The following is a 22791-nucleotide window of genomic DNA, read 5'->3' as shown; positions in this document are numbered from 1 at the left end:
TCTGGGCCGTGTCTCAGTCCCAGTGTGGCTGATCATCCTCTCAGAACAGCTAGGGATCGTCGCCTTGGTGAGCCATTACCTCACCAACTAGCTAATCCCACCTAGGTTCATCCAATCGCGGAAGGCCCGAAGGTCCCCTCCTTTCCCCCGTAGGGCGTATGCGGTATTAGCAGTCGTTTCCAACTGTTATCCCCCTCGACTGGGCAGATCCCTAGGCATTACTCACCCGTCCGCCGCTCGCCRCCTCAGRAGTAAACTCCCTTGYGCTGCCGCTCGACTTGCATGTGTTAGGCCTGCCGCCAGCGTTCAATCTGAGCCATGATCAAACTCTTCAATTAAAGTTTTGTTGCTTCCGTCTTACGACTTCAGCGGCTCAATGAATTCTGATTTTTTGTTCCCACTTAAAAGCAGAAACAAACTGTACATATTGTTATGAACACTCATTGTTACATTGATTTAAATTTTTGACTGCCAACCCAAAGGTTAAGCAGTTTCGATTAACTCAACACCTGTGAGTGTCCACACAGATTTGCTTGATAAATTGTTAAAGAGCGTTGACCACACACTGAGTTTTCAGCGGGTCAGGGCTGCGTATTCTACGCATTCCCGTTAGTGCGTCAAGTAGTTTTTTCAACTTTCTCAACACTCATCGTTTAGCTCGCTAACCGATGAACTGCTTGGCTTTCTTTGCTTAACTTGCGTTACGCTGTCTGCCGTGTCAGTGGATGCGCATTATAGGGAGATTGAGAAAGTCCGCAAGGGCTTTTTTGAGAAAAATGGATCTTTTTTTAACACTTTCAGTTAGTCACACAATACCCCCACTTTATCCTCAGACTTATCCACAAAATGGGTTTTAACGGTTAAATTTGCTACAGCGGCGGGTTAACTTTAGTGGCTATAGATAAGAGTGAAATGATGTTCAATGGGGAATAACGACGATTAGCTATATAAAGAAGAGTAAGAATGTAATCCGGATGACACGAGAGTAAGCGCTAGGCTTATTAAAGAGGAAATAAAAAGGCAACTTAAATAAGTTGCCTTTAGTGTACGTTTTATTCTACTTATTCAGTAGGCTTAATCTGTCAGCAGATTAACTTAACTTGCCGTGACATTGTTTGTACTTACGACCAGAGCCACAAGGACAAGGATCGTTGCGACCCACTTTGTCACCATCACGGATCATAGGTGCTTGCGCAGTGACAGCTTCATGCTCATCATCACCGCCAACAAGCGACTCTGCCGCTGCGTGTTGATAGTCGCGCTGGATCTTGGCATCTTCTTCACGACGACGCGCTTCCATTTCTTCCACATCTGACTGAGCTTGCACTTGTACTTTCGACAGCACACTGATGACGTCGTGTTTCAAGGTGTTCAGCAGTTGTTGGAATAACTCAAACGACTCACGCTTATATTCTTGCTTTGGATTCTTCTGCGCGTAACCACGTAAGTGGATACCTTGACGCAGATGGTCCATCGCCGCTAAGTGTTCTTTCCACAGACCATCGAGCGTTTGCAGCATAACGGCTTTCTCGAACTGGCGTAGCACTTGTGCGCCAACCATTTCTTCTTTTGCCTTATACGCATCGCCCCAAGCAGTGATAATACGCTCACGTAGACTCTCTTCATGCAGATCGTCTTCTTTATCTAACCATTCTTGGATAGGTAATTTGAGCATAAATTCTTGGTGTAGACGTTGCTCTAAACCCGGGATATCCCACAACTCTTCTACCGATTGCGGCGGAATATATTGATCGATTACCGCGCCAATTACATCGTCTTGGATGTTTTGGATAGTATCTTCAATACTTTCGGCATCCATCAACTCATTGCGCTGGGCGTAAACCACTTGGCGTTGATCGTTAGCGACGTCATCAAATTCGAGTAATTGCTTACGGATATCGAAGTTACGGGCTTCAACTTTACGTTGAGCGTTTTCAATTGCGCGAGACACCCATGGATGCTCGATCGCTTCGCCTTCTTCCATACCCAGCTTTTTCATCATGCCAGAGACACGATCCGAGGCGAAGATACGCATTAAGCTATCTTCCATCGACAGGTAGAAGCGTGATGAACCCGCGTCACCTTGACGACCCGCACGACCACGTAACTGGTTATCGATACGGCGTGATTCGTGACGTTCTGTGCCTAGGATATGTAAACCACCCGCAGCAACGACTTCATCATGACGAATTTGCCAATCGGCTTTGATCTTAGCTTTTTGCTCTGCTGTTGGATTATCGAGTTCATCGATTTCCATGTTCCAGTTGCCGCCAAGCACGATATCGGTACCACGACCTGCCATGTTCGTCGCAATAGTCACAGAGCCAGTACGGCCAGCTTGCGCGACGATTTCAGCTTCTCGTTCGTGGAATTTAGCATTTAAAACTTCGTGCGGGATCTTTTCCTGCACCATTAAGCGCGCTAACAGTTCAGACTGTTCGATTGATACTGTACCCACCAATACTGGCTGACCACGTTCACGGCAATCTTTAATGTCTTTAATCAAATAAACTAAATCCGCCATATCCTTACGCACCATTGGACGGTTAGTCGGCACAACGACTGTGTCTAATCCATAGATGTGTTGGAATTCAAACGCTTCAGTATCGGCTGTACCTGTCATACCTGCCAGCTTCTCGTATTGACGGAAGTAGTTCTGGAAAGTGATCGAAGCCAATGTTTGGTTTTCGTTTTGAATGTGTACGCCTTCTTTGGCTTCGACAGCTTGATGTAAGCCTTCTGACCAACGACGACCCGGCATAGTACGACCCGTGTGTTCATCGACTATGATGACTTCGTTGTCTTGTACTATGTAATCCACATCACGCTCAAACAGCGTGTGCGCACGAAGCGCCGCGTTGACGTGGTGTAATAGGGAAATATTTGCAGCAGAATAGAGTGAGTCGCCTTCGGCTAACATGCCGCGCTCGATCAGCAGGTTTTCTACTTTTTCTTGGCCACGCTCGGTGAAATGCACTTGTTTGGCTTTTTCATCAATGCTGTAGTCGCCCTCACCCACAAACTCTTCCGTATCTTCTTTATCTTGACGGGTAAGATTAGGGATCAAGGTGTTGATCTTGATGTATAGCTCAGAGCTATCTTCGGCGGCGCCAGAGATGATCAGCGGCGTACGCGCCTCGTCGATTAAGATTGAATCCACTTCATCGATTAGGGCGTAGTGCAACGGACGTTGGACCCGTTCTTGCGGTGAAAACGCCATGTTATCGCGCAGATAATCGAAACCAAACTCGTTGTTGGTCCCGTAAGTGATATCGGCGTTATAGGCCGATTTCTTCTCATGTTGGCCAATACCAGCGACGTTGATTCCTACGGTTAAACCAAGGAACTCAAACAGTGGGCGGTTATTCTCGGCATCACGACGTGCCAAGTAATCGTTCACTGTAATCACGTGAACGCCTTTGCCTGTCAATGCGTTTAAGTAAGCGGGTAAGGTTGCCGTTAAGGTTTTACCTTCACCCGTACGCATTTCAGCAATACGGTTGCTGTCGAGTACCATACCGCCGAGTAACTGTACGTCGAAATGACGCATATCAAATACACGCTTAGACGCTTCACGCACTGTCGCAAAGGCTTCAGCCATGATGCTATCTAATGAAGCTCCAGCAGCTAAACGCTCACGGAACTCTGCGGTTTTCGCCTTTAATGCTTCATCGGTTAATTTTTCATAATCAGCTTCTAATGCGTTAATGCTAATAACGATCTTTTGAAGCCCTTTAAGGGTGCGGTCGTTGCGACTACCAAATACTTTTGTCAGTAATTTACCAAACATCTGAATCACTTATTCTCTGTAGGCCAAGTCCATGATGGAAACTAGAAGCCAATGTTTCAATTAACTTGCTTTGCGGTAGACAAATTTTTGTGGATCTATCTGCTGTCCGCCGCGCAACACTTCATAATGCACATGAGCCCCAGTTGAGCGCCCAGTGCTTCCCATACTGGCGATAGCATCGCCTTTTGCGACCACATCACCTACAGTCACTGACAAAGCTTTATTATGGCCATAACGCGTATGCAAACCGTTACCATGGTCGATTTCAACCAATTCGCCATAACCGAACATATTTCCAGCAAAAGTCACCACGCCTGCAGCAGTCGCAACAACTTTAGCTCCTTCTCGACCGGTAAAATCAATCCCCTTATGCACAGACCTGCGACCGTTGAAAGGGTCATTACGTAATCCGTAGGGCGACGATAACCAACCTTTATCGAGCGGGATACCTGATATATAACGTTCATCATCTATATGGTGGTTAGATGACACTGTTTCAAGTAGTGAAAGCTGAACATTATTATTGTCAATTCGTGATGCCAACTTATCCATATCGTCGATAAGCTGTCCGAGCTCGATGTTAGTGCCTAGTTCGCTCAAACCACCCACACCAACCTCGGATGAAAAATCAAAATCTTCATCCAACTTATTCTGCTGGGCGACCTGTTGACCTAAAGCTTCGAGACGGGTGATCTTGGCTTGCATACGTGCAACATGAGTCACAAGCATAGCCAGTTGAGACTCAGTAGCACTTTTAAGCTCTAAGACTTGTTTCTTTTGTTGTTCGCGCACGAGACGATCGTTATCGACACTGGCTTGCTGATCTTGAAATCGAGCGGAGTTGTGTTGATAAATACCGGACCCAGTGGCCAACAATAGTATTGGAAGTAGCAACCAGCGTTTACTGGGCTGCCAGCGTGTGACGCCATTCCGACCTTGAATAAATACTGTTACACTCATAGCCTAATTCAGCCATCTTATTATCATATGAAAAAGCCCCCTCAAGATCTCAGCCAATTACTGCATCAATCGGGAAAATTACCCGACCTTGCTGAGAAAGCGGAACTACTTATGTATCTGGATCAGCATGTGAAGCAGATTATTGCAGGTCCTGTTGCGGAGCAACTAAAAGTCGCTAATTTCCGCCAGGGTGTTCTTGTGGTTGAAACCACTTCGGCAGCTTGGGCTGCGCGAATTAATTTCCAAAAGCCGAAGCTATTAACCCAGCTTCAAGCAGAAACGCTCCCAATCCTTACCGCAATTGAAGTTAAAGTCAACCCGAGATTAGCAATGTATGACGCAAAGCCTAAACAGGGACATAAAGAATTAAGCCCAGCAGCAGCAGAGCACATTGCAGCATTAGCGGAAAATATTGGCGGTTCACTGGGTGAAAAACTAAAACGGCTGGCCTCATTGGCCAGCCGTAATAAATAATCTTATCGCTTTTTAAGCAAATACAGCGCCACCTGGTACGGTAAAGCTGACTGGGACATCGGCTTCTTTTTCGAAGCTGACCAACTCCCACGCATCTTGTTGCGCGAGTAAAGCACGCACCAATTGGTTGTTCAACGCATGACCGGTTTTATACGCAGTGAACTCACCTAAAATAGCGTGCCCAGCCACATATAAATCACCAAACGCATCTAGAATTTTGTGCTTAACAAATTCGTCCTCATAACGCAGGCCGTCGGGATTAAGGACGCGATATTCATCAAGTACAACAGCGTTTTCCATGCTGCCGCCCAACGCTAGGTTGTTGGCTCGCAAATATTCGATATCACGCATAAACCCAAAAGTACGTGCGCGGCTGATATCTTTCACGAAAGCAGAAGTTGAAAAGTCCATCACCACATGCTGTTGGCTACGAGCGATTTCTGGATGCGCAAAATCAATTTTAAAATTGACTCTAAAACCTTTAAACGGTTTTAACTCGGCCCATTTATCGCCATCTTCAACGCGCACAGGGCGCTTAATCTTTAAGTACTTCTTAGGCGCGGCCTGCTCTTTAATACCCGCAGACTGCAACAAGAAGACGAATGGGCTTGCACTGCCATCCATAATAGGAATTTCAGGCGCGTCCACTTCGATTACAGCGTTATCTATGCCTAAACCCGCAAGTGCTGCAAATAAATGCTCAATGGTCGAGATACGAATACCTTCGTCATTGACAAGTGCCGTACACATAGTGGTTTCACGAACTTGCTCCGCCTTCGCTGGGATGGCGACGGCAGGACTCAAATCGGTGCGCACGAGTACGATCCCTGAATTAACGGGCGCGGGCATAATGCTCAAAGTGACCTTGTTGCCAGAATGCAATCCGACACCAGTTGTTTTCACCATTTTCTGAACAGTTCGTTGAAATATCATTCAGTTACCCGTTTATATGCCAATTATAAAGCCTAATATTTGTACACTCAGCGTCGGCAAATCGAGCCGCACTGGTCCAACATAATAACATAACTTTATTATGTCACACAAATGCAGCTATGTTGTGGTATTGCCCAAAACGAACAACACCTCACATATTACGCTGGACTCAAACGCTCTCGCTAGTCGGCTTGCTTACGCAAAAATGCTGGAATATCAAGATAATCCAATTCATGCTTTGTCGATGGTGCAGGCGTAGGAGCTGGCTGCGGAGCCGCTGGCAACACGTTGCCTTTTGGCGCTGCATAGTTCACATGTGCAGCTTCTTCGACATAGGCTTCGACTTTTGGTTCAACAACTACAGGCTCTGGACGAGGTGCAGGTTTAGAAACCAATTGGATATCTGGACGCTTTTCAGCACCAATACCAGTCGCAACAACCGTTACACGCAACTCATCACTCATTTCAGGGTCGATGACAGCGCCAACAACCACAGTCGCGTTGTCAGAGGCATAAGCCTTAACATGATTACCGACAGTTTCGAATTCTTCGATACTCATGTCCATACCCGCAGTAATGTTAACTAACACACCACGCGCACCGGCTAAGTCGATGTCTTCTAATAATGGGCTGGCAACAGCAGCTTCGGCCGCTTCTTCTGCACGGTCTTCACCGCGAGCGACGCCTGTACCCATCATGGCATTACCCATTTCAGACATCACAGTCTTCACGTCGGCGAAGTCGACGTTAATCAGACCAGGACGAGTGATAAGCTCGGCAATACCTTGTACCGCACCAAGTAACACGTTATTCGCTGCGGCGAACGCATCGAGTAAAGAAGTACCACGGCCCAATACTTTTAATAATTTTTCGTTCGGGATCGTGATTAACGAATCCACGTGTTTAGCCAGCTCAGCAATACCTTGCTCAGCGTAAGCCATACGTTTTTTCCCTTCGAATGGGAAAGGCTTAGTCACAACCGCAACGGTCAGAATACCTTCTTCACGTGCGATTTGAGCCACAACAGGTGCAGCACCTGTACCTGTACCACCGCCCATACCGGCAGCGATAAAGATCATGTCAGAACCTTTGATTGCCGCGCGAATGTTTTCGCGGTCTTCTTCAGCTGCAGCACGACCCACATCTGGGTTTGCCCCTGCTCCAAGACCTTTAGTGACATCGCGTCCTAATTGAATTGTTGAGCCAGCGCCTGATTTTCTCAGGGCCTGAGCGTCTGTATTGGTAACGATAAACTCAACACCTTCAATGTTGTGTTTGACCATATGTTCGACAGCGTTACCGCCGCCGCCGCCAACGCCGATGACTTTAATCACCGCGTCGTCTGAGTGAGTATCCATGATCTCAAACATTGTCTGATCTCCGTGTTGCCTGCGTTATGAAAATTAAAATTCGCCCTTAAACCAGCTTTGGACCCGATTCCAAGCGCTAGTTACCCCTTGGCGCTCAGGACGTTCGAACTGACGTTCGATCACCCGTCGTGCGCCGTAATGAAGCAGTCCGACTCCAGTGGAGTAAATAGACTGGTCCACGTATTCATATAAACCTTTGATCGGTAGCGGTGACGCTACGCGAACTGGCATGCCAAAAGTCGCTTCCGCAATATCGACCACACCTTGAATCGACGCTGTGCCACCTGTGAGCACAATACCTGCGGCGATTTGATCTTCTAACCCACTGTCTTTCAACTCTTTAAGCACAAGCTCAAACAGCTCTTGGTATCTTGGTTCAACCACTTCGGCGAGCGTGTGACGTGACATACTACGCGATGGACGACCACCTACCGATGGCACTTCAATACTGTCTTCGCGGCTCACCATAGAACTGCGCGCACAGGCGAACTGCACTTTAATTTGTTCAGCATGCGACGACGGCGTGCGGAAAATCTTTGCGATGTCGTTCGTCACTTGGTTACCTGCAACCGGTACAACCGCACAATGACGCAAGGCGCCATTGGTATATACCGCGATATCCGTAGTGCCACCGCCGATATCGACGATACATACACCTAAATCTTTCTCATCGAAGGTCAACACAGCATCTGCCGAGGCAATCCCCGAGAACACTAAGTCGTCGACCTTAAGGCCACAACGCTCAACGCTCTTAGTAATATTCTTCGCCATATCATTGGCGCAGGTCACTATGTGTACCTTGGCCTCCATACGCATACCGGACATACCGATTGGGCTGCGAATACCGTCCTGAACGTCGATTGCATATTCCTGCGGCAGCACGTGTAAAATGCGACGTTCGGTCGGGATCTTCACCGAGCGAGCCGTATGGATCACGTTATCAACATCTTCCTGTGTCACTTCTTCATCATTGATCGATACCATGCCGTTTTCATTTTGGCAGGCGATGTGTTTACCCGAAATACTCAAGTAAACCGATGACACTTGGCAATCCGCCATTAATTCCGCTTGATCGAGCGCGCGTTGCACACTACGAACTATCGAATCTAAATCGTTCACGCCACCTTTATCCATGCCCCTTGAGGGATGGTTACCAAGGCCGACTATGCTAATTTCGCCATCGGGCAGAACTTCGCCTATGATCACTGCGACCTTAGAGGTTCCTATGTCCAATCCGACGATAAGGTTTCTATCTTGGTTTTTGATCATTAATTATCGGCTCTCTTGTTTGTGCATCGCCCCAGCCTACGGCCAACCCTGTGTCGTAGCGCAAATCTACTCTGGCAACGGATTTCTCTTGTTTCGCCAAAACCGGATAAACAGTAATAAATCGTTGTATCCGTGCAATTTTATCTTCTCGACCCAAATCTAAAACGATACCGTTTCCAAGGGTCGCGTGCCACGCATGTCGTGGCGTTAAATTCAAACTGGCTAAGGTAAAGCCGTTAATCTTTAGTAGGGAGTTGATCTGTGCATAGACAGTCAACACCTCAAGGCCCATATCATTTGGTCCAGATAACTGCGGTAAATGCTCAAGCTCTGGGTGCGATGGCGCTTCGAATACTTCTCCATGCACGTTCAACCACAAGTCACCATTCCAATGGGCTGCGGGTTGTTGCTCTTGCAAATACACCCTGAGTTTCGCTGGCCACTCACGCCTTACCGATGCGCGATACACCCAAGGTAAAGCTTCTAACGCCTGCTGCACTAAGGTAATGTCAGCACTAAAAAAACTGCGCTGCATTAAATGCTGTAGTGCTACTTGTATATCTTTATCTGTGGTGTAAACCCGCTCACCTTTGATGGCAACGGCCTCAATCGGCAAGTTGCTGGCATCATTCAAAAATTTATGTAACTGATAGCCACCAAATACAAAACTGGCTACGATGAAGAATAAAAAGCCAGCCCCGCTCCATTGATACCAATTAAACCGTGACATTCTTGCCCGCCAGTGCCGCCTCTTATCACTCCAAGACACGCTTCATCCCACCTTTAACGACACCCATTAAAAACCACAGAAAACCGGCCATTATATAGACCAAAATCCTTTGGTCAAAATTTCCTTTTTCTCGCAGATCAAGCGCTAAAGATCAGCTTGCTTGCGCAGGTAATTCCACCACAGCAAACCCTAATCCAGACGACGCTAACTGTCGTGACAGGGCGCCAATATTACCCGCACCTTGGGTGAGTAATAAATCCCCGTCCTGCAATACATCGGGCAACACTTCTGCAAGCAGATCTGGGCTTGCGATAAAGATCGGATCTAGCTGACCACGCAAGCGAATTGAACGACATAATGCGCGACCATCCGCACCTGTGATCGGCGCTTCACCCGCACTATAAATATCGAGTAACAATAAGCAATCCACTTGCGATAACACTTCCACAAAATCCTCATACAAATCACGGGTACGAGTGTATCTGTGCGGCTGATACGCCATGACTAAACGTCTATCAGGCCATCCTGCACGCGCAGCTTTAATGGTCGCCGCAACTTCGCTGGGATGATGACCATAATCATCCACTAACATGACTTCGCCCTTCGGCGTGGCAAATTTGCCTAAATGCTGGAAACGACGCCCTATACCTTGGAACTCCACTAGAGCCTGAGTAATAGCGTTATCGTCGATTTCATCTTCAGTCGCCACCGCAATGGCAGCTAACGCATTGAGCACATTATGTTGGCCCGGTAAATTCAACACCAGATCGAGATCTTCTTTAGCTTTACGTCTGACAGTAAAACGGCACTGATGACCTTGCTGGCTAAAATTAAGTGCTTGCACGTCCGCATCGTCACTGAAACCATAGGTCACGTGTTTACGGCCAATACGCGGCAGAATCTCACGCACGACGGCATCATCAATGCACACCACAGCGACACCGTAGAACGGCAAGTTGTGTAGAAAATCCACAAAAGTCGATTTCAGTTTTTCAAAATCACCGCCATAAGTATCCATATGATCAGCTTCGATGTTGGTCACCACACTGACCATAGGCTGCAAATGCAAAAAGCTCGCATCACTCTCATCGGCTTCGGCAATCAAATAACGGCTGGTGCCTAATCTGGCATTGGTACCGGCACTGTTGAGCAAGCCACCAATCACAAAGGTTGGGTCCCGCCCAGCTTGGCCATAAACGCTGGCGATAAGGCTCGTTGTCGTGGTTTTACCATGGGTGCCCGCAATCGCCACACCATGTCGATAACGCATCAACTCGGCTAACATCTCAGCACGACGCACAATAGGAATACGTAATTCTTTAGCGGCAAGGATTTCTGGATTTTCCAGATTAATCGCGGTTGATATAACGACCACATCCACTTGCTGCACGTTTTCAGCGGCATGACCAATTTGGATCTTGGCTCCGAGTAAACATAATCTGTCGGTCACGGCATTTTGCGCAATATCCGAACCACTCACCTGATAGCCTTCGTTCACTAACACTTCGGCGATCCCGCCCATGCCCGCGCCGCCAATGCCGACGAAGTGAATACGCTTAATACGGCGCATTTCTGGGATCATGCTTCTCAGTTGTGCGTATCTTTCTGTCTTAGTCATGCTTATCCTTTCTCAGCAAGGCTGATGCACACTGCGGCAACTTGTTCAGTCGCATCCAGTACAGCAACGTCTCTCGCTCTTTGGCCCATAAGGGCTAATTCTGTTCTGTCATTGGCGAGCAACTGTAATTTGTTCGCCAGTTTATTCACGTCCAAGATGGCCTGTGGCAATAGGAAAGCTGCGCCAGCCTCAACCAATACTTGAGCGTTACGGGTTTGATGATCATCCACTGCATGGGGATAAGGTACCAGAATACTCGGTAGCCCCACCGCCGCTAACTCAGACACAGTCAAGGCGCCAGCTCGGCACAATACCACATCAGCCCAGCGATAGGCGGCTTCCATATCGTCGATAAACTCAGCGATATTCACGCCACCATCTTGTCCTTGTTGCTGATATGCCGCCTTCACGCCCGTAAGATTATCTTTTCCCACTTGATGCCAAACCGTCACTGACTGCTGCTGACTCAGTATCGCGACCGCTTCTGGCATAAGATCGTTAAATACTTTGGCGCCAAGGCTGCCACCGACCACGAGCACTTTTAAAGCTTTATCAGCCTCATGCTTAGGTTCTGCACCTAAGGCAATCAGTTCTTGGCGAATCGGATTACCAACAACCTTGGCCTTCACTGTGGTAAAGGTATTTTTAAAGGCACATAACACTTGCGTCGCAATCCGCGACAACAACTTGTTCGTCATCCCTGGAATGGCATTTTGCTCATGCAGCACCAGTGGAATACCGGCTAATCTTGCCGCAACACCACCTGGGCCACTGGCGAATCCGCCCATGCCAAGGACCACATCGGGTTTAAACTCAGCAATCACGGCCTTAGCCTGCAATATTGAACGAACCACTTTAAAGGGCGCCGCAAGTTTTCGGATCAAACCATTACCGCGCACACCTTTGATATCGATGAAATCAATATCAAATCCATACTGGGGCACTAAACGCGCCTCCATACGATCGGCCGTGCCTAACCAACGCACTTGCCAACCCTGTTGAGCTAAATACTTAGCCACCGCCAGTGCCGGGAACACATGTCCTCCCGTACCACCCGCCATGACTAAAATACGTTTTCCTGTTGGAGTCATCACTTCAATCTCCCTTGCACGGCCTGAACTAATGTCATGCGCCGCTCGTAATCAATGCGCAGCAACATCATCGCTGCCGCAGTCATGACCCATAAACTACTACCACCGTAACTGATAAAAGGTAATGTCAGCCCTTTGGTTGGTAACATGCCGATACTCGCGCCGACATTCACCACAGTCTGGAAACAAATCCAAATACCGATGGCATAACCTAAATAACCTTCAAATGGCTTATCCATGGCTAAACACAAATTACCTAAACGAATCGATCTCAGCGCCACAAATAGCAGCACAGATAACACGGCGATAATGCCGATAAAGCCCAATTCTTCCCCGATCACGGCAAAGATAAAGTCAGTGTGCGCTTCGGGTAAATATTCTAATTTTTGAATACTATTTCCGAGCCCTTGGCCGAACCAATCACCTCGACCATAGGCCATCAAAGATTGAGTCAACTGGTAACCGCTACCGAAGGGATCTTGCCAAGGATCCATAAAGGAGGTCACTCGGCGGATACGATACGGTTCCAATAGCACTAGGGCCACAAACGCCAATACGCCCGCAAAAATCAAGGCAAAGAAATCGAGTAAACGCGCACCGGCTAAAAACAATAGACCAACCGTTCCCACAAATAGCACCACCACAGTACCTAAGTCGGGCTGCATCAAAATCAGCACAGCGTAAATCGCAAATACTGCAATCGGCTTATAGAAGCCTTTAGCATTCTCGCGCACTTCCTGATGACGCCTCACTAAGTAACCCGCCATATAGATGGCGAAGGCAAATTTAGCGACTTCCGCCACCTGGATACGAATAGGGCCTATGGATAACCAACGCGTTGCACCGTTTACCGTAGTACCGACCACTAGAACCGCCAACAGCATCAAACCCACAATCAACAACAACATGGGGCTCCAGCGCTGCCAAGTCTGCATCTCTACTCTTAGCACAAATGCCGCAATGAATAAGCAACCCACTAAATAACCCACATGGCGAGTCATAAAATAAAATGGGTTCCCCGTGAGCGTTTGCGCTTCAGGCATAGAGGCTGACATCACCATTACAAAGCCGAAGCTAATCAAAGACAACACAGCCGCGAGCAAAGCACGGTCGTACAATTGCACGCCCGGGACTTCGGTATCACGTTGCCAATTGGGTATTGCTAAACGCAAACGCCCAAATAGGCTAAGTTGTCTTGCATCACTCGCCATTAAGTTGTCCCACGAGGTTTCTAAAATCATCACCTCGAGCCATGAAGTTACTGTACATATCTAAACTGGCGCAGGCTGGCGATAATAAAACGATATCACCAGAGGTTGCCAATTCAGCGGCTTTCGCTACCGCAGCAGCCATAGTGTCGACTCTTATCGAGCCGTCTTTCAATGCAGCAATCTTTTTACCATCGCGGCCTAAGGTGATGAGGTGTGTGACTTTAGCTAAAGCCACAGCTAAAGGCTTAAAATCAGCCCCTTTACCGTCACCGCCAGCAATCAAAATAATATCGCCTAAGTGGTCACTCAAGCCATCGAGTGCGGCGACTGTGGCACCGACATTTGTCGCTTTAGAGTCATTGACATAGGTCACGCCATTCTTAACACCAACCACTTCACAGCGATGGGATAAGCCAGTAAAAGTACGCGCCACTTTTGCCATAACGTGCTTGTCGACACCCACGACATCCACAAGCGCCATCGCCGCAAGTAGGTTGGCATGGTTATGACTGCCAATCAGCGACACTTCAGTGATCGGCATTATTTCGCTGCTGCCGTGATAAATCTTGCTGTCGCTGATGCCCCATTCGTCCGCTTCTGGCGCAGCTAAACCAAAACTGTTTTGGTTCATTGGTTCTGGCGGTACGGTCAGTTTATCGTCACGATTAAAGAGTACGGCACGGGTTTGTTTGTATAAGCGTAATTTAGCCTCGCGGTAGGCATCAATGTCACTGTATCTGTCCATGTGGTCTTCGCTGATATTCAAACAGGTCGCCACCACACACTTAAGACTGTGGGTGGTTTCCAATTGAAAGCTCGACAACTCAAGCACAAATAAGTCCGCATTTTCATGCAGTAAATCCAGCGCAGGCACACCGATATTACCTCCGACGGCAACAGCAATACCCGCTTCCCTTGCCATCTCGCCCACCAGCGTAGTGACGGTCGATTTTCCGTTAGAGCCAGTAATCCCAATCACACAAGGTTTACGGTCAGCAATTTCACGAGCAAATAGCTCAACATCACCAATCACTTCGATACCCATATCCACCGCGGCACGTACCTCTGGGGTATAAGTGGCAATGCCTGGACTGATAATGATCTGCGTCGCTTGCACAAGATAACGGCAATCGAATCCGCCAGAAATCAGCTTTACATCAGGAAAAGACGTCGCTAACGTTTCGGCGCCCGGAGGCTGCCGACGACTGTCCATCACCAATGGCGTAATGCCCTTTCCACACAAATAGCGCACCACGGACAAGCCCGTGGCCCCCAAACCTAACACTATGTGTGAATACTGATTTTGCATAACCAATTACCTTAACTTCAACGTGGCTAAGCCAAGTAAGACTAGGAATATCGAGATAATCCAAAAACGCACTATCACTCGAGGTTCAGGCCAACCTTTTAACTCATAGTGATGGTGGATCGGCGCCATGCGGAAAATACGCTGTCCACGTAACTTGTACGAACCCACCTGCAGAATGACTGACAGGGTTTCCATCACAAACACGCCGCCCATAATCACTAACAAAATTTCTTGGCGAACAAGCACTGCGATCGTGCCCAGTGCAGCACCTAATGACAGTGAACCCACATCGCCCATGAAGACTTGCGCGGGATAAGTGTTGAACCATAAAAAGCCCAGACCCGCACCGACAATGGCGGTACAGACAATCACAAGCTCACCCGAACCGGGTAAATGCGGGATATGTAAGTAATTCGCAAACTGAGCGTGACCCGACAAATAAGCAATCAACGCAAACGCCGCCGCGACCATTACCGTCGGCATAATCGCCAAACCATCGAGACCATCGGTTAAGTTCACCGCATTACTCGAACCCACTATCGTGAAGTACGCCAATACGATAAATACGGCGCCGAGTTGCGGCATCACGTCTTTAAAGAAAGGCACCACTAACTGGGTTTCACCTGGATTTGCCGCTGTGGCATACAGAAAAAAAGCAATAAGCAGCGCAGCCAAAGATTGCAGAATGTACTTCCAGCGCGCGATCAAGCCTTTAGTGTCTTTACGCACCACTTTGCGGTAATCGTCGATAAAGCCGATCAAACCGAAACTGCCGAGCACAAACAGCATGACCCACACATAGCGGCTACCCAGATCGCCCCACAGCAACACGCTGATGAAAATAGCAGCCAATATCAGCAAACCACCCATAGTCGGTGTGCCACGCTTACTAAAATGTGATTCTGGACCATCGTTACGCACAACCTGACCAATTTGCAGTAATTGCAAACGTTCAATCAGTTTAGGGCCAAACCATAAGCTAAAAACCAATGCGGTCAATAAGCCTAAAATGGCTCGAAATGTCACATAGGAAAACACGTTAAACCCGGTATGAAAACGGGTTAAATACTCGGCCAGATATACCAGCATTTACACTAACTCCCCACGCCCGAAGGCTACTGTTAGGCCATCCACGACCCGCTCCATGGCGGCGCTACGTGAACCTTTAACGAGAACCGTTACCTGTCCCGGCAACTGGTTTATATGCTTTATAAGTTTTTCTACTAACGTCGCCACACTGTCATAGTGCTCCGCACCGAAAGCTTGGCTCGTGTGCTGACTTAAAGTTCCGGTACAAAACAAGGCATCAATCCCCTGTTGCTTGGCCAGTTGCCCTAGTTCAGCGTGTAAAAGGGGCGCATTGTCGCCTAATTCTCCTAAATCTCCCAGTACCAGACAGCGATTTTCAGAAATTTCCTTTAACCAAGCGATAGCAGCGCCAACGGAGACAGGATTTGCGTTATAGCTATCGTCGATTAGACGCACGCGCCCCAATTGACTCGGCTGCATACGTCCTTTCACTGGCGTTAATTGGCTCAAGCGTTCAGATATTTCAGTCAAACTCAATCCCAAAGCAATACAAACACTTGCAGCGGCGAGTGCATTACTCACCTGATGACGACCCGCCAACGGCAATACCACTTGGCAAGATTCACCTAAATAATTGAGCATAAAACGATAGCAACCATCCGCATTAGTCTTATGGCCTGTCGCTATCACGTCGATATGACGTTTAGCGGCGCCATCTTGCTGGGAGAAGCTCAGTTGCTTATAAGGTCTTGCCTTAACGCTCATAAAATCAGCGAAGGCATCATCGGCGTTAATGATGGCAGTGCCATCGGTCTGCAGATGATTAAAAATCTCTGACTTCGCCTGTGCGACACCTGCTTGTGATCCAAATCCTTCTAAATGGGCGCTGCCGACGTTATTCACCAGCGCGACGTTTGGACGCACAAGTCCCGAGGTGTAATCGATTTCACCTTTATGGTTAGCGCCGAGCTCGAATATCCCAAACTCATCCTCTGGCGTTAAACGCAGCAAAGTGAGCGGCACACCAATCTCATTATTAAAATTGCCAGCGGTATAGAGGATTTGATGCTTTGCCGACAGAATGGTCGCGATCATTTCCTTCACGCTGGTTTTGCCGTTTGAGCCAGTCAAAGCAACACAAATCGGATTGATCTGGTCACGAACATAAGCACCAATCGCACCCATGGCTTTTTGACAATCAGCCACTATGAGCTGCGGGATATCAAAAGCTAACTCACGCTCAACCATTAACGCCGCTGCGCCGTTCGCAATAGCTGTAGCTGCAAAATCATGGCCGTCAAAGCGCTCACCCTTTAAGGCAACAAACAGGGTTGCAGCGCCGATTTTGCGGCTATCACTGCTTAAATCTTGGATGGTGACGTCGTCACCGACTCGATGCACGCCTAAGTGTTGACTTAGAGTCTCGAGAGAAAGAGGGATCATCTTGATTGCTCCGATAACTGGCGTGCCAGGGCGCGTTCATCATAGTCATGACGCACACCTGCCGCCTCTTGGTAAGTTTCGTGGCCCTTGCCCGCCAGCAAGATCACATCGCCAGGTTTAGCCAATGCCACAACCTCTTTAATCGCTGCAATACGGTCAACCTGAGTCAATGCCTGCTCTGGTGTTGCAAGCCCTTGGATAATATCGGTAATAATTTGCGCGGGATCTTCACTGCGCGCATTGTCGCTGGTCACCATAATGCGGTCGGCATACTGTTCTGCAGCTTGACCCATCAAAGGACGCTTGCCCTTATCACGGTCGCCGCCACAACCAAACACGCACCATAAATCACCGGCACAATGGCGACGTAGCGCGTTTAACGCTTGTTCGATCGCATCGGGTGTATGGGCATAATCGACCACTAAGGTGATGTTATCCGCTGTAGTGAAACGCTCCATACGACCTGCAACGGGCGTTAAATATTGCACCTGCTCGGCTAACGCTTTCATATCAAAACCTTGCAGATACAAGGCCGATAACGCCGCGAGTAAATTAGAGAGATTAAAGGCACCAAGAAGTGGCGAGTGGATTTGAGTCTCGCCCTCGGGCCACACTAAGGTTGCACTGACACCTTGCTCGTCAAACTTGGCATTTTTAGTATAAAAAGCAGCACCTTGATGACCTTCAATGCTAAAACCCCAAATCTGCGCAGGCACAGGCTTAAGCTCAGTCAACCAAGAGGCGCCAACTGCATCGTCGAGATTCAATAAACCGTGACCTAACGTGCTGAAACGAAATAGGCTTTGTTTAGCGGCGGCATAGCTTTCCATATCGCCGTGGTAATCGAGGTGATCGCGCGTCAGATTAGTGAACACGGCAACATCAAATGGTACTGCGTCGACGCGGCCTTGCACTAAGCCGTGGCTCGACACTTCCATGGCGCAGACGTTCGCGCCTTGGGCTTCAAACTCATGCAACTGACGCATTAAGGTAATCGCATCGGCTGTGGTGTTACCACTATCAACAAGCTCGCCCCAGAGACCATTGCCAAGGGTGCCCATGACGGCGGCTTTGCGCCCCAATGAAGTCACCAGTTGTGCAATGAGTTGACTCGTAGAGGTTTTACCGTTAGTTCCAGTAATACCGATAACCCCAAGGGATGGCATAACGGCAGACTTGTGCGCTAAGGGATAACGCTGGGCGGCAATTGCCGATACCTGACGACTTAACTGAAAGAAATAAATCTGCACACCGTGCTCGGCATTATCGCCCAGCAACACTTTGCCATGTTGGTCAGCATCATCCGTGTGAACTAATACGCCTGCGGCACCTAAATCTAAGGCTTTTTCAATAAACTGTCTGCCATCGACCTTATGTCCTGGCAGCGCCAAAAACACATCGCCGCGACGTATTGCGCGGCTATCTAAGGTCAGATCATTGAAGGACTGCGCGCCAGCATAATGTAGCCAAGGCGCTAGCAAATCCCGTAATAACATCATTCTGCTCTCCCAGCGGCGATTCCCGCCAATTGCACTTGTTCTTTATCGGTAATGGGTTCAACGTTTAACATTTGCAGTGCGCCAGACATGACTTTGGCAAATGCAGGCCCCGCCACTGAACCACCATAATAGAGATCGCCCTTAGGCTCATTCACTACCACCACTATCGCTAATCTAGGATTATTCGCAGGAGCAACACCCGCAAATAAAGCAACATAATCATCACCATAACCACCAGCAACTGCCTTACGACTTGTGCCAGACTTACCTGCAACTGGATAACCGTCGATGTGTGCTAAGGTGCCAGTGCCACCTTTTTCCGTTACACCGACCAGCATTTGCATCACATCGTGGGCCACATTTTCAGAAATGACTCGCTCACCGACAGGTGGCTTTTTCAGTTTCATTATCGAGACAGGGAACAAAGTACCGCCATTGCCTAAGGTGGCGTACATGCGCGCAAGTTGAAGTGTTGTTGCCGTTAAGCCGTAACCAAACGACAAGGTGGCACGTTCAAAGTCTGACCAACGGTGGCGATCTTGAATCAAGCCAGCGCTTTCACCCGTGAGGTTAATTCCCGAAAAACTACCAAGTCCCATGGATTGATAAGTGCCGAGCAGTTGCTGCACCGGAATAGACAAAGCCAATTTACTGATGCCGACGTTACTGGATTTAGCCAAAATACGCGCCAAACTCATATCGCCGTAGTTCGCGGGGTCACGTACTTGGCGACCACCTAAACGCATCCAACCCGGTGAAGTGGCAATAATATCGGTCGATTTAACTGTGCCAGCTTCAAGCGCTGCGGCTACCACAAATGGCTTAATGGTCGAACCCGGCTCAAAGGTATCTGTCATAGCACGGTTACGCATTCTGAAGGTTTGCAGATTGTCGCGCGCATTGGGGTTATACGAAGGCGTATTCACCATTGCCAAGACTTCACCTGTATGAATGTCGAGGACGACAATCGAACCCGAAGTCGCTTGGTTCATCTCAGTGGTGCGTTTTAGTTCGCGATAGGCTAATTGTTGGATCCTATGATCGATACTCAGCACGAGATCGTTAGGGCTCTCACCTTCCTGCACTATATCCAGACGCTCGACGACATGACCATCGCGTGACTTACGCACTTTTTGCTTGGAAGGCGTACCTGTTAACCAACTATTGTAAGCATTTTCAACACCTTCAATCCCAACATCATCTATGTTAGTGATGCCGATTAACTGAGCTGTGATTTCACCACCAGGATAATAACGGCGGGATTCAGACTTTAAAAATACACCGGGTAATTTAAGTTGAGTAATATAGTCCGCAACCGCAGGGGTAATTTGGCGTTTCAAGTAGGTGAAGCGTTTGGTGGGGTTACTGCGCACTCGCTCTAACAAATCTTCGAGGGGCTCATGCAATACATCGGCTAAGGCTTGCCAGCGGCGCATATCGGCAAAACCATTACTATCATTGACTTGTTTTGGATCGGCCCAGACGGCTCGTACAGGTACGCTCACGGCCAGCATGTCGCCATTACGGTCAGTGATCAAGCCACGCTGCACTTCACGACTAGTGGTCCGCAATGTTCGCATGTCACTTTCGTGACGTAATTTGTCGGGCTCGATAATTTGAATGTAAGCTGCGCGTCCCACTAGGCTGCAAAACAACGCACACACAAACCCGACCACTACGTATAAACGCCAGTGGATCAATTGAGGTTTTTGCGGTTTGCTTACCCGTTTGATTTTCGCTTGCCTAGTCATATCTTCCCTATACTCACGGCACCTTTACCACAACTTCTTCGCTGGGTAACGGACGACTCATGTTGAGTTCCTTAGAGGCAATACGCGTAATACGACTGTGCTCAGTCTGCGATTGCTCTTCTAATAATAAATTGCGCCACTCAATATCTAATCTATCTCGCTCCTGCAGTAACTGGTCCCACTGGGTTGTCAGTTGACGGCTAACATGACTGCCATAAACCACGGCAACCGCATTACTCAGCACAAGCAAGGCTAATAACAAGATCCATTTGTGCAGCCATAAATCATGTAAAACGATCCGTGGCAGATTAATCGAGGGCTTACTCACAGTGCGCCCCTTAGTAATCTAAACGCTCGGCAATGCGTAACACTGAGCTGCGAGCTCTGGCATTGCGTTCGATTTCTTCGTCGGATGGCATAATCGCCTTGCCCACGGCACGTAACTTACGCGACTTGTTAATTTGATCTTCAGTCACCGGAAAACCGTGCGGTACACTTTCGCCTTGGCTATGACGACGAATAAAACGCTTCACGATACGATCTTCTAAAGAATGAAAACTGATGACCGACAAACGTCCTTGGGGAGCAAGCACATTGACGGCTCCTTCAAGTGCCTGATCAATTTGATCTAATTCACTATTGATATAAATGCGGATCGCTTGAAACACCCGAGTCGCAGGGTGCTTATTACGTTCTTTATTTTTAGTGATACGCGCAATTAAATCGGCTAAATCTTTGGTACGTAAAAAAGGCGTTTTCTCACGGTCGGCAGCAATACAACGGGCAATATGGCGAGCATTTTTCTCTTCACCGTAGGTTTTAAATACCCAAGCCATATCTTCAATTTCGGCACGAGCCAACCATTGCGCAGCCGTTTGGCCTTGACTGTTATCCATACGCATATCGAGTGGACCATCGCGCAAAAAACTAAAACCGCGTTCAGCATCGTCGAGCTGGGGTGAAGACACACCTAAATCGAGTAATACGCCATCAATTTTGCCCACAAGCCCAAGCTCTTCGACATAATCGGCTAACTGACCAAAGCCACCATGCACGATTTGAAAGCGTGGATCGTCAGCAAATTGTTTGGCCGCTTCAATCGCTTGAGGATCACGATCGATGGCGATCAATCGACCATGTTCACCGAGTTGTTGTAATACTTGTCTTGAATGACCACCGCGGCCGAACGTGCCATCGATATAGATGCCATCGTCTTTGATGTTTAAACCGCCAACCGTTTCTGCTAGCAGTACGGATAAATGGGCAAATTCTTGACTCATTACTCTCTTCTTATTTAGTTATCACGACTCGTTAAAGTGAAAAATCCGCGAGGCGCTCATTATTAACGAGATCCTCACTTCGAATCGTTTCCTGACATTCATCAATTTGCTGCAGCCAAGATTGCTCATCCCACAGCTCAAATTTATTCAATTGCCCCACCAGCATGATGCGCTTATCTAAATTGGCATATTGCCTTAACGGTGGCGGCAGTAATATGCGCCCATTACTGTCGAGCTCCACTTCGTGGGCGTAGCCGAGTAACAGGCGTTTTAAAGATCTCTGGGTTTTATCGGTATCTGAAAGCTTCAACAACTTAGCTTCGATCAATTCCCATTCGTGAATGGGATACAAGAGTAAACAGGCGGATTGGATATCGACGGTAATCACGATGCGGCCTTGGTGCTCAAGCTGCAAAGGTTCGCGGTATCGCACTGGAATAGCGATCCGTCCCTTTGTATCTAAGTTGATAGCACTGGCTCCACGAAACACGCTAATTCATCCTATCCTTTGATTTTTGATCCACAAATATCCACTATTTCCCACAACTGCTAAGTTTAGGGACAGTCGACAAGCATTGTCAAGGGATGGGATCCTTTTATAAATCCAGTCGGCAAGCGGGTTAGCCGCATGTTGAGCACTTAACCTCGCGACAAACTTTTGACAAGAAAAACCATTAGAGATTGACTAAACAGAGGAAACAACAGGAATAAATAGCGCCGATATATTCAGCAACCTTTTGCTTTCAGGTGCTTGCGATGAAAAAAATGGGAAATTATTTCTGTATTTGTGGGATTTTACGGGTCGAGAAATAACGTCAAACTCAAAAACGCAAGAAAACAAACTTACGTCCATCCTTATTCGACAGTCAAAAAAGAGTTGAAATCAGCATAAAAATCTAAATTTTTATTCCAAATAAAGACGTTCATCTTTTTACTAATGGCTGAATATTAATGTCGCGATTGCGAGAAAGATCAAAAATCCCACGTAAAATCCACCAAAAGAACCACTTTATCCCTATACATTCACCTTATAC

18 protein-coding genes and 1 rRNA gene are annotated in these 22791 nt (G+C 47.9%); 1 reads left to right on the top strand and 18 read right to left on the bottom strand.

The features are described from left to right. The 3 genes from L5M10_RS15570 to L5M10_RS15560 form a co-directional block, all read right to left on the bottom strand. A 16S ribosomal RNA gene (locus L5M10_RS15570) occupies positions 1-338 on the bottom strand; the annotation flags it as partial. A gap of 752 nt (positions 339-1090) precedes the next feature. Beyond that, positions 1091-3790, bottom strand: coding sequence for a preprotein translocase subunit SecA (secA, locus tag L5M10_RS15565; protein WP_263255538.1), 2700 nt, complete (start codon positions 3788-3790; stop codon positions 1091-1093). Positions 3791-3850: 60 nt separating this feature from the next. Beyond that, entirely contained in the window at positions 3851-4750 is a 900-nt protein-coding gene (locus tag L5M10_RS15560; RefSeq protein ID WP_105251201.1) for a M23 family metallopeptidase, read from the bottom strand. Between the two features lie 27 nt (positions 4751-4777). On the opposite strand from L5M10_RS15560, the gene L5M10_RS15555 reads away from it, so the two are divergent. Then, positions 4778-5224 carry a DUF721 domain-containing protein gene (locus L5M10_RS15555; protein ID WP_106648311.1) on the top strand — a complete coding sequence of 149 codons (447 nt, stop codon included), beginning with the start codon at positions 4778-4780 and terminating at the stop codon, positions 5222-5224. A gap of 12 nt (positions 5225-5236) precedes the next feature. On the opposite strand, the gene lpxC is transcribed toward L5M10_RS15555, so the two are convergent. The 15 genes from lpxC to mraZ all read right to left on the bottom strand — a co-directional run bounded on the left by lpxC (position 5237) and on the right by mraZ (position 22247). Next, positions 5237-6157 carry a UDP-3-O-acyl-N-acetylglucosamine deacetylase gene (gene lpxC, locus L5M10_RS15550; protein WP_011845621.1) on the bottom strand — a complete coding sequence of 307 codons (921 nt, stop codon included), beginning with the start codon at positions 6155-6157 and terminating at the stop codon, positions 5237-5239. 182 nt (positions 6158-6339) lie between these two features. After that, positions 6340-7527 (bottom strand): cell division protein FtsZ, encoded by a 1188-nt coding sequence (gene ftsZ / locus L5M10_RS15545; protein ID WP_106648312.1) that lies wholly within the window; start codon positions 7525-7527, stop codon positions 6340-6342. A gap of 33 nt (positions 7528-7560) precedes the next feature. Next, a complete protein-coding gene (ftsA, locus tag L5M10_RS15540; protein ID WP_006079897.1) occupies positions 7561-8796 on the bottom strand; it encodes a cell division protein FtsA in 1236 nt (411 codons plus the stop codon). Then, positions 8777-9526 (bottom strand): cell division protein FtsQ/DivIB, encoded by a 750-nt coding sequence (locus L5M10_RS15535; RefSeq protein ID WP_168826587.1) that lies wholly within the window; start codon positions 9524-9526, stop codon positions 8777-8779. Before L5M10_RS15535 ends, ftsA begins: the two co-directional genes overlap by 20 nt. Before the next feature lie 151 nt (positions 9527-9677). Beyond that, entirely contained in the window at positions 9678-11144 is a 1467-nt protein-coding gene (gene murC / locus L5M10_RS15530; RefSeq protein WP_105251197.1) for a UDP-N-acetylmuramate--L-alanine ligase, read from the bottom strand. 2 nt (positions 11145-11146) lie between these two features. After that, the gene (murG, locus tag L5M10_RS15525; protein WP_219251394.1) at positions 11147-12235 is read right to left on the bottom strand and encodes an undecaprenyldiphospho-muramoylpentapeptide beta-N-acetylglucosaminyltransferase; all 1089 of its coding nucleotides are present in this window, start codon (positions 12233-12235) and stop codon (positions 11147-11149) included. Continuing rightward, a complete protein-coding gene (gene ftsW, locus L5M10_RS15520; protein ID WP_113941076.1) occupies positions 12235-13446 on the bottom strand; it encodes a cell division protein FtsW in 1212 nt (403 codons plus the stop codon). Before ftsW ends, murG begins: the two co-directional genes overlap by 1 nt. Continuing rightward, positions 13436-14755 carry a UDP-N-acetylmuramoyl-L-alanine--D-glutamate ligase gene (gene murD / locus L5M10_RS15515; RefSeq protein WP_131525724.1) on the bottom strand — a complete coding sequence of 440 codons (1320 nt, stop codon included), beginning with the start codon at positions 14753-14755 and terminating at the stop codon, positions 13436-13438. Before murD ends, ftsW begins: the two co-directional genes overlap by 11 nt. A 6-nt stretch (positions 14756-14761) precedes the next feature. Continuing rightward, positions 14762-15844: a phospho-N-acetylmuramoyl-pentapeptide-transferase gene (mraY, locus tag L5M10_RS15510; protein ID WP_006079891.1), complete on the bottom strand. Its 1083-nt coding sequence runs from the start codon at positions 15842-15844 to the stop codon at positions 14762-14764. Beyond that, positions 15845-17227: a UDP-N-acetylmuramoyl-tripeptide--D-alanyl-D-alanine ligase gene (locus L5M10_RS15505; RefSeq protein ID WP_263255537.1), complete on the bottom strand. Its 1383-nt coding sequence runs from the start codon at positions 17225-17227 to the stop codon at positions 15845-15847. It lies immediately after the preceding gene. Next, complete coding sequence (gene murE, locus L5M10_RS15500) at positions 17224-18726, bottom strand: UDP-N-acetylmuramoyl-L-alanyl-D-glutamate--2,6-diaminopimelate ligase (protein ID WP_263255536.1); 1503 nt, start codon at positions 18724-18726, stop codon at positions 17224-17226. The genes L5M10_RS15505 and murE overlap by 4 nt, the downstream gene beginning before the upstream one ends. Beyond that, the gene (locus tag L5M10_RS15495; protein ID WP_105251191.1) at positions 18723-20477 is read right to left on the bottom strand and encodes a penicillin-binding transpeptidase domain-containing protein; all 1755 of its coding nucleotides are present in this window, start codon (positions 20475-20477) and stop codon (positions 18723-18725) included. Before L5M10_RS15495 ends, murE begins: the two co-directional genes overlap by 4 nt. 13 nt (positions 20478-20490) lie before the next feature. Then, complete coding sequence (ftsL, locus tag L5M10_RS15490) at positions 20491-20805, bottom strand: cell division protein FtsL (RefSeq protein WP_105251190.1); 315 nt, start codon at positions 20803-20805, stop codon at positions 20491-20493. A 10-nt stretch (positions 20806-20815) separates the two neighbouring features. Beyond that, on the bottom strand, positions 20816-21757 hold the full coding sequence (gene rsmH / locus L5M10_RS15485) for a 16S rRNA (cytosine(1402)-N(4))-methyltransferase RsmH (RefSeq protein WP_105251189.1): 942 nt from the start codon (positions 21755-21757) through the stop codon (positions 20816-20818). Positions 21758-21788: 31 nt separating this feature from the next. Continuing rightward, the gene (mraZ, locus tag L5M10_RS15480) at positions 21789-22247 is read right to left on the bottom strand and encodes a division/cell wall cluster transcriptional repressor MraZ (protein WP_105251188.1); all 459 of its coding nucleotides are present in this window, start codon (positions 22245-22247) and stop codon (positions 21789-21791) included. Positions 22248-22791 lie beyond the last annotated feature (544 nt).

It is taken from the genome of Shewanella sp. SM32, from assembly GCF_025654235.1.
GTDB lineage: Bacteria > Pseudomonadota > Gammaproteobacteria > Enterobacterales > Shewanellaceae > Shewanella > Shewanella oncorhynchi.
This window is presented reverse-complemented; position numbering and strand designations above follow the sequence as displayed.

Excerpts from the sequence above, each read along its gene's own strand:
- L5M10_RS15535 (WP_168826587.1), bottom strand. The coding sequence starts at position 9,526 with ATGTCACGGTTTAATTGGTATCAATGGAGCGGGGCTGGCTTTTTATTC.
- murC (WP_105251197.1), bottom strand. The coding sequence starts at position 11,144 with ATGACTAAGACAGAAAGATACGCACAACTGAGAAGCATGATCCCAGAA.
- L5M10_RS15555 (WP_106648311.1), top strand. The coding sequence starts at position 4,778 with ATGAAAAAGCCCCCTCAAGATCTCAGCCAATTACTGCATCAATCGGGA.
- L5M10_RS15560 (WP_105251201.1), bottom strand. The coding sequence starts at position 4,750 with ATGAGTGTAACAGTATTTATTCAAGGTCGGAATGGCGTCACACGCTGG.
- mraY (WP_006079891.1), bottom strand. The coding sequence starts at position 15,844 with ATGCTGGTATATCTGGCCGAGTATTTAACCCGTTTTCATACCGGGTTT.
- murD (WP_131525724.1), bottom strand. The coding sequence starts at position 14,755 with ATGCAAAATCAGTATTCACACATAGTGTTAGGTTTGGGGGCCACGGGC.
- murG (WP_219251394.1), bottom strand. The coding sequence starts at position 12,235 with ATGACTCCAACAGGAAAACGTATTTTAGTCATGGCGGGTGGTACGGGA.
- lpxC (WP_011845621.1), bottom strand. The coding sequence starts at position 6,157 with ATGATATTTCAACGAACTGTTCAGAAAATGGTGAAAACAACTGGTGTC.
- murE (WP_263255536.1), bottom strand. The coding sequence starts at position 18,726 with ATGATGTTATTACGGGATTTGCTAGCGCCTTGGCTACATTATGCTGGC.
- L5M10_RS15505 (WP_263255537.1), bottom strand. The coding sequence starts at position 17,227 with ATGATCCCTCTTTCTCTCGAGACTCTAAGTCAACACTTAGGCGTGCAT.
- ftsW (WP_113941076.1), bottom strand. The coding sequence starts at position 13,446 with ATGGCGAGTGATGCAAGACAACTTAGCCTATTTGGGCGTTTGCGTTTA.
- rsmH (WP_105251189.1), bottom strand. The coding sequence starts at position 21,757 with ATGAGTCAAGAATTTGCCCATTTATCCGTACTGCTAGCAGAAACGGTT.
- ftsA (WP_006079897.1), bottom strand. The coding sequence starts at position 8,796 with ATGATCAAAAACCAAGATAGAAACCTTATCGTCGGATTGGACATAGGA.
- L5M10_RS15495 (WP_105251191.1), bottom strand. The coding sequence starts at position 20,477 with ATGACTAGGCAAGCGAAAATCAAACGGGTAAGCAAACCGCAAAAACCT.
- secA (WP_263255538.1), bottom strand. The coding sequence starts at position 3,790 with ATGTTTGGTAAATTACTGACAAAAGTATTTGGTAGTCGCAACGACCGC.
- ftsZ (WP_106648312.1), bottom strand. The coding sequence starts at position 7,527 with ATGTTTGAGATCATGGATACTCACTCAGACGACGCGGTGATTAAAGTC.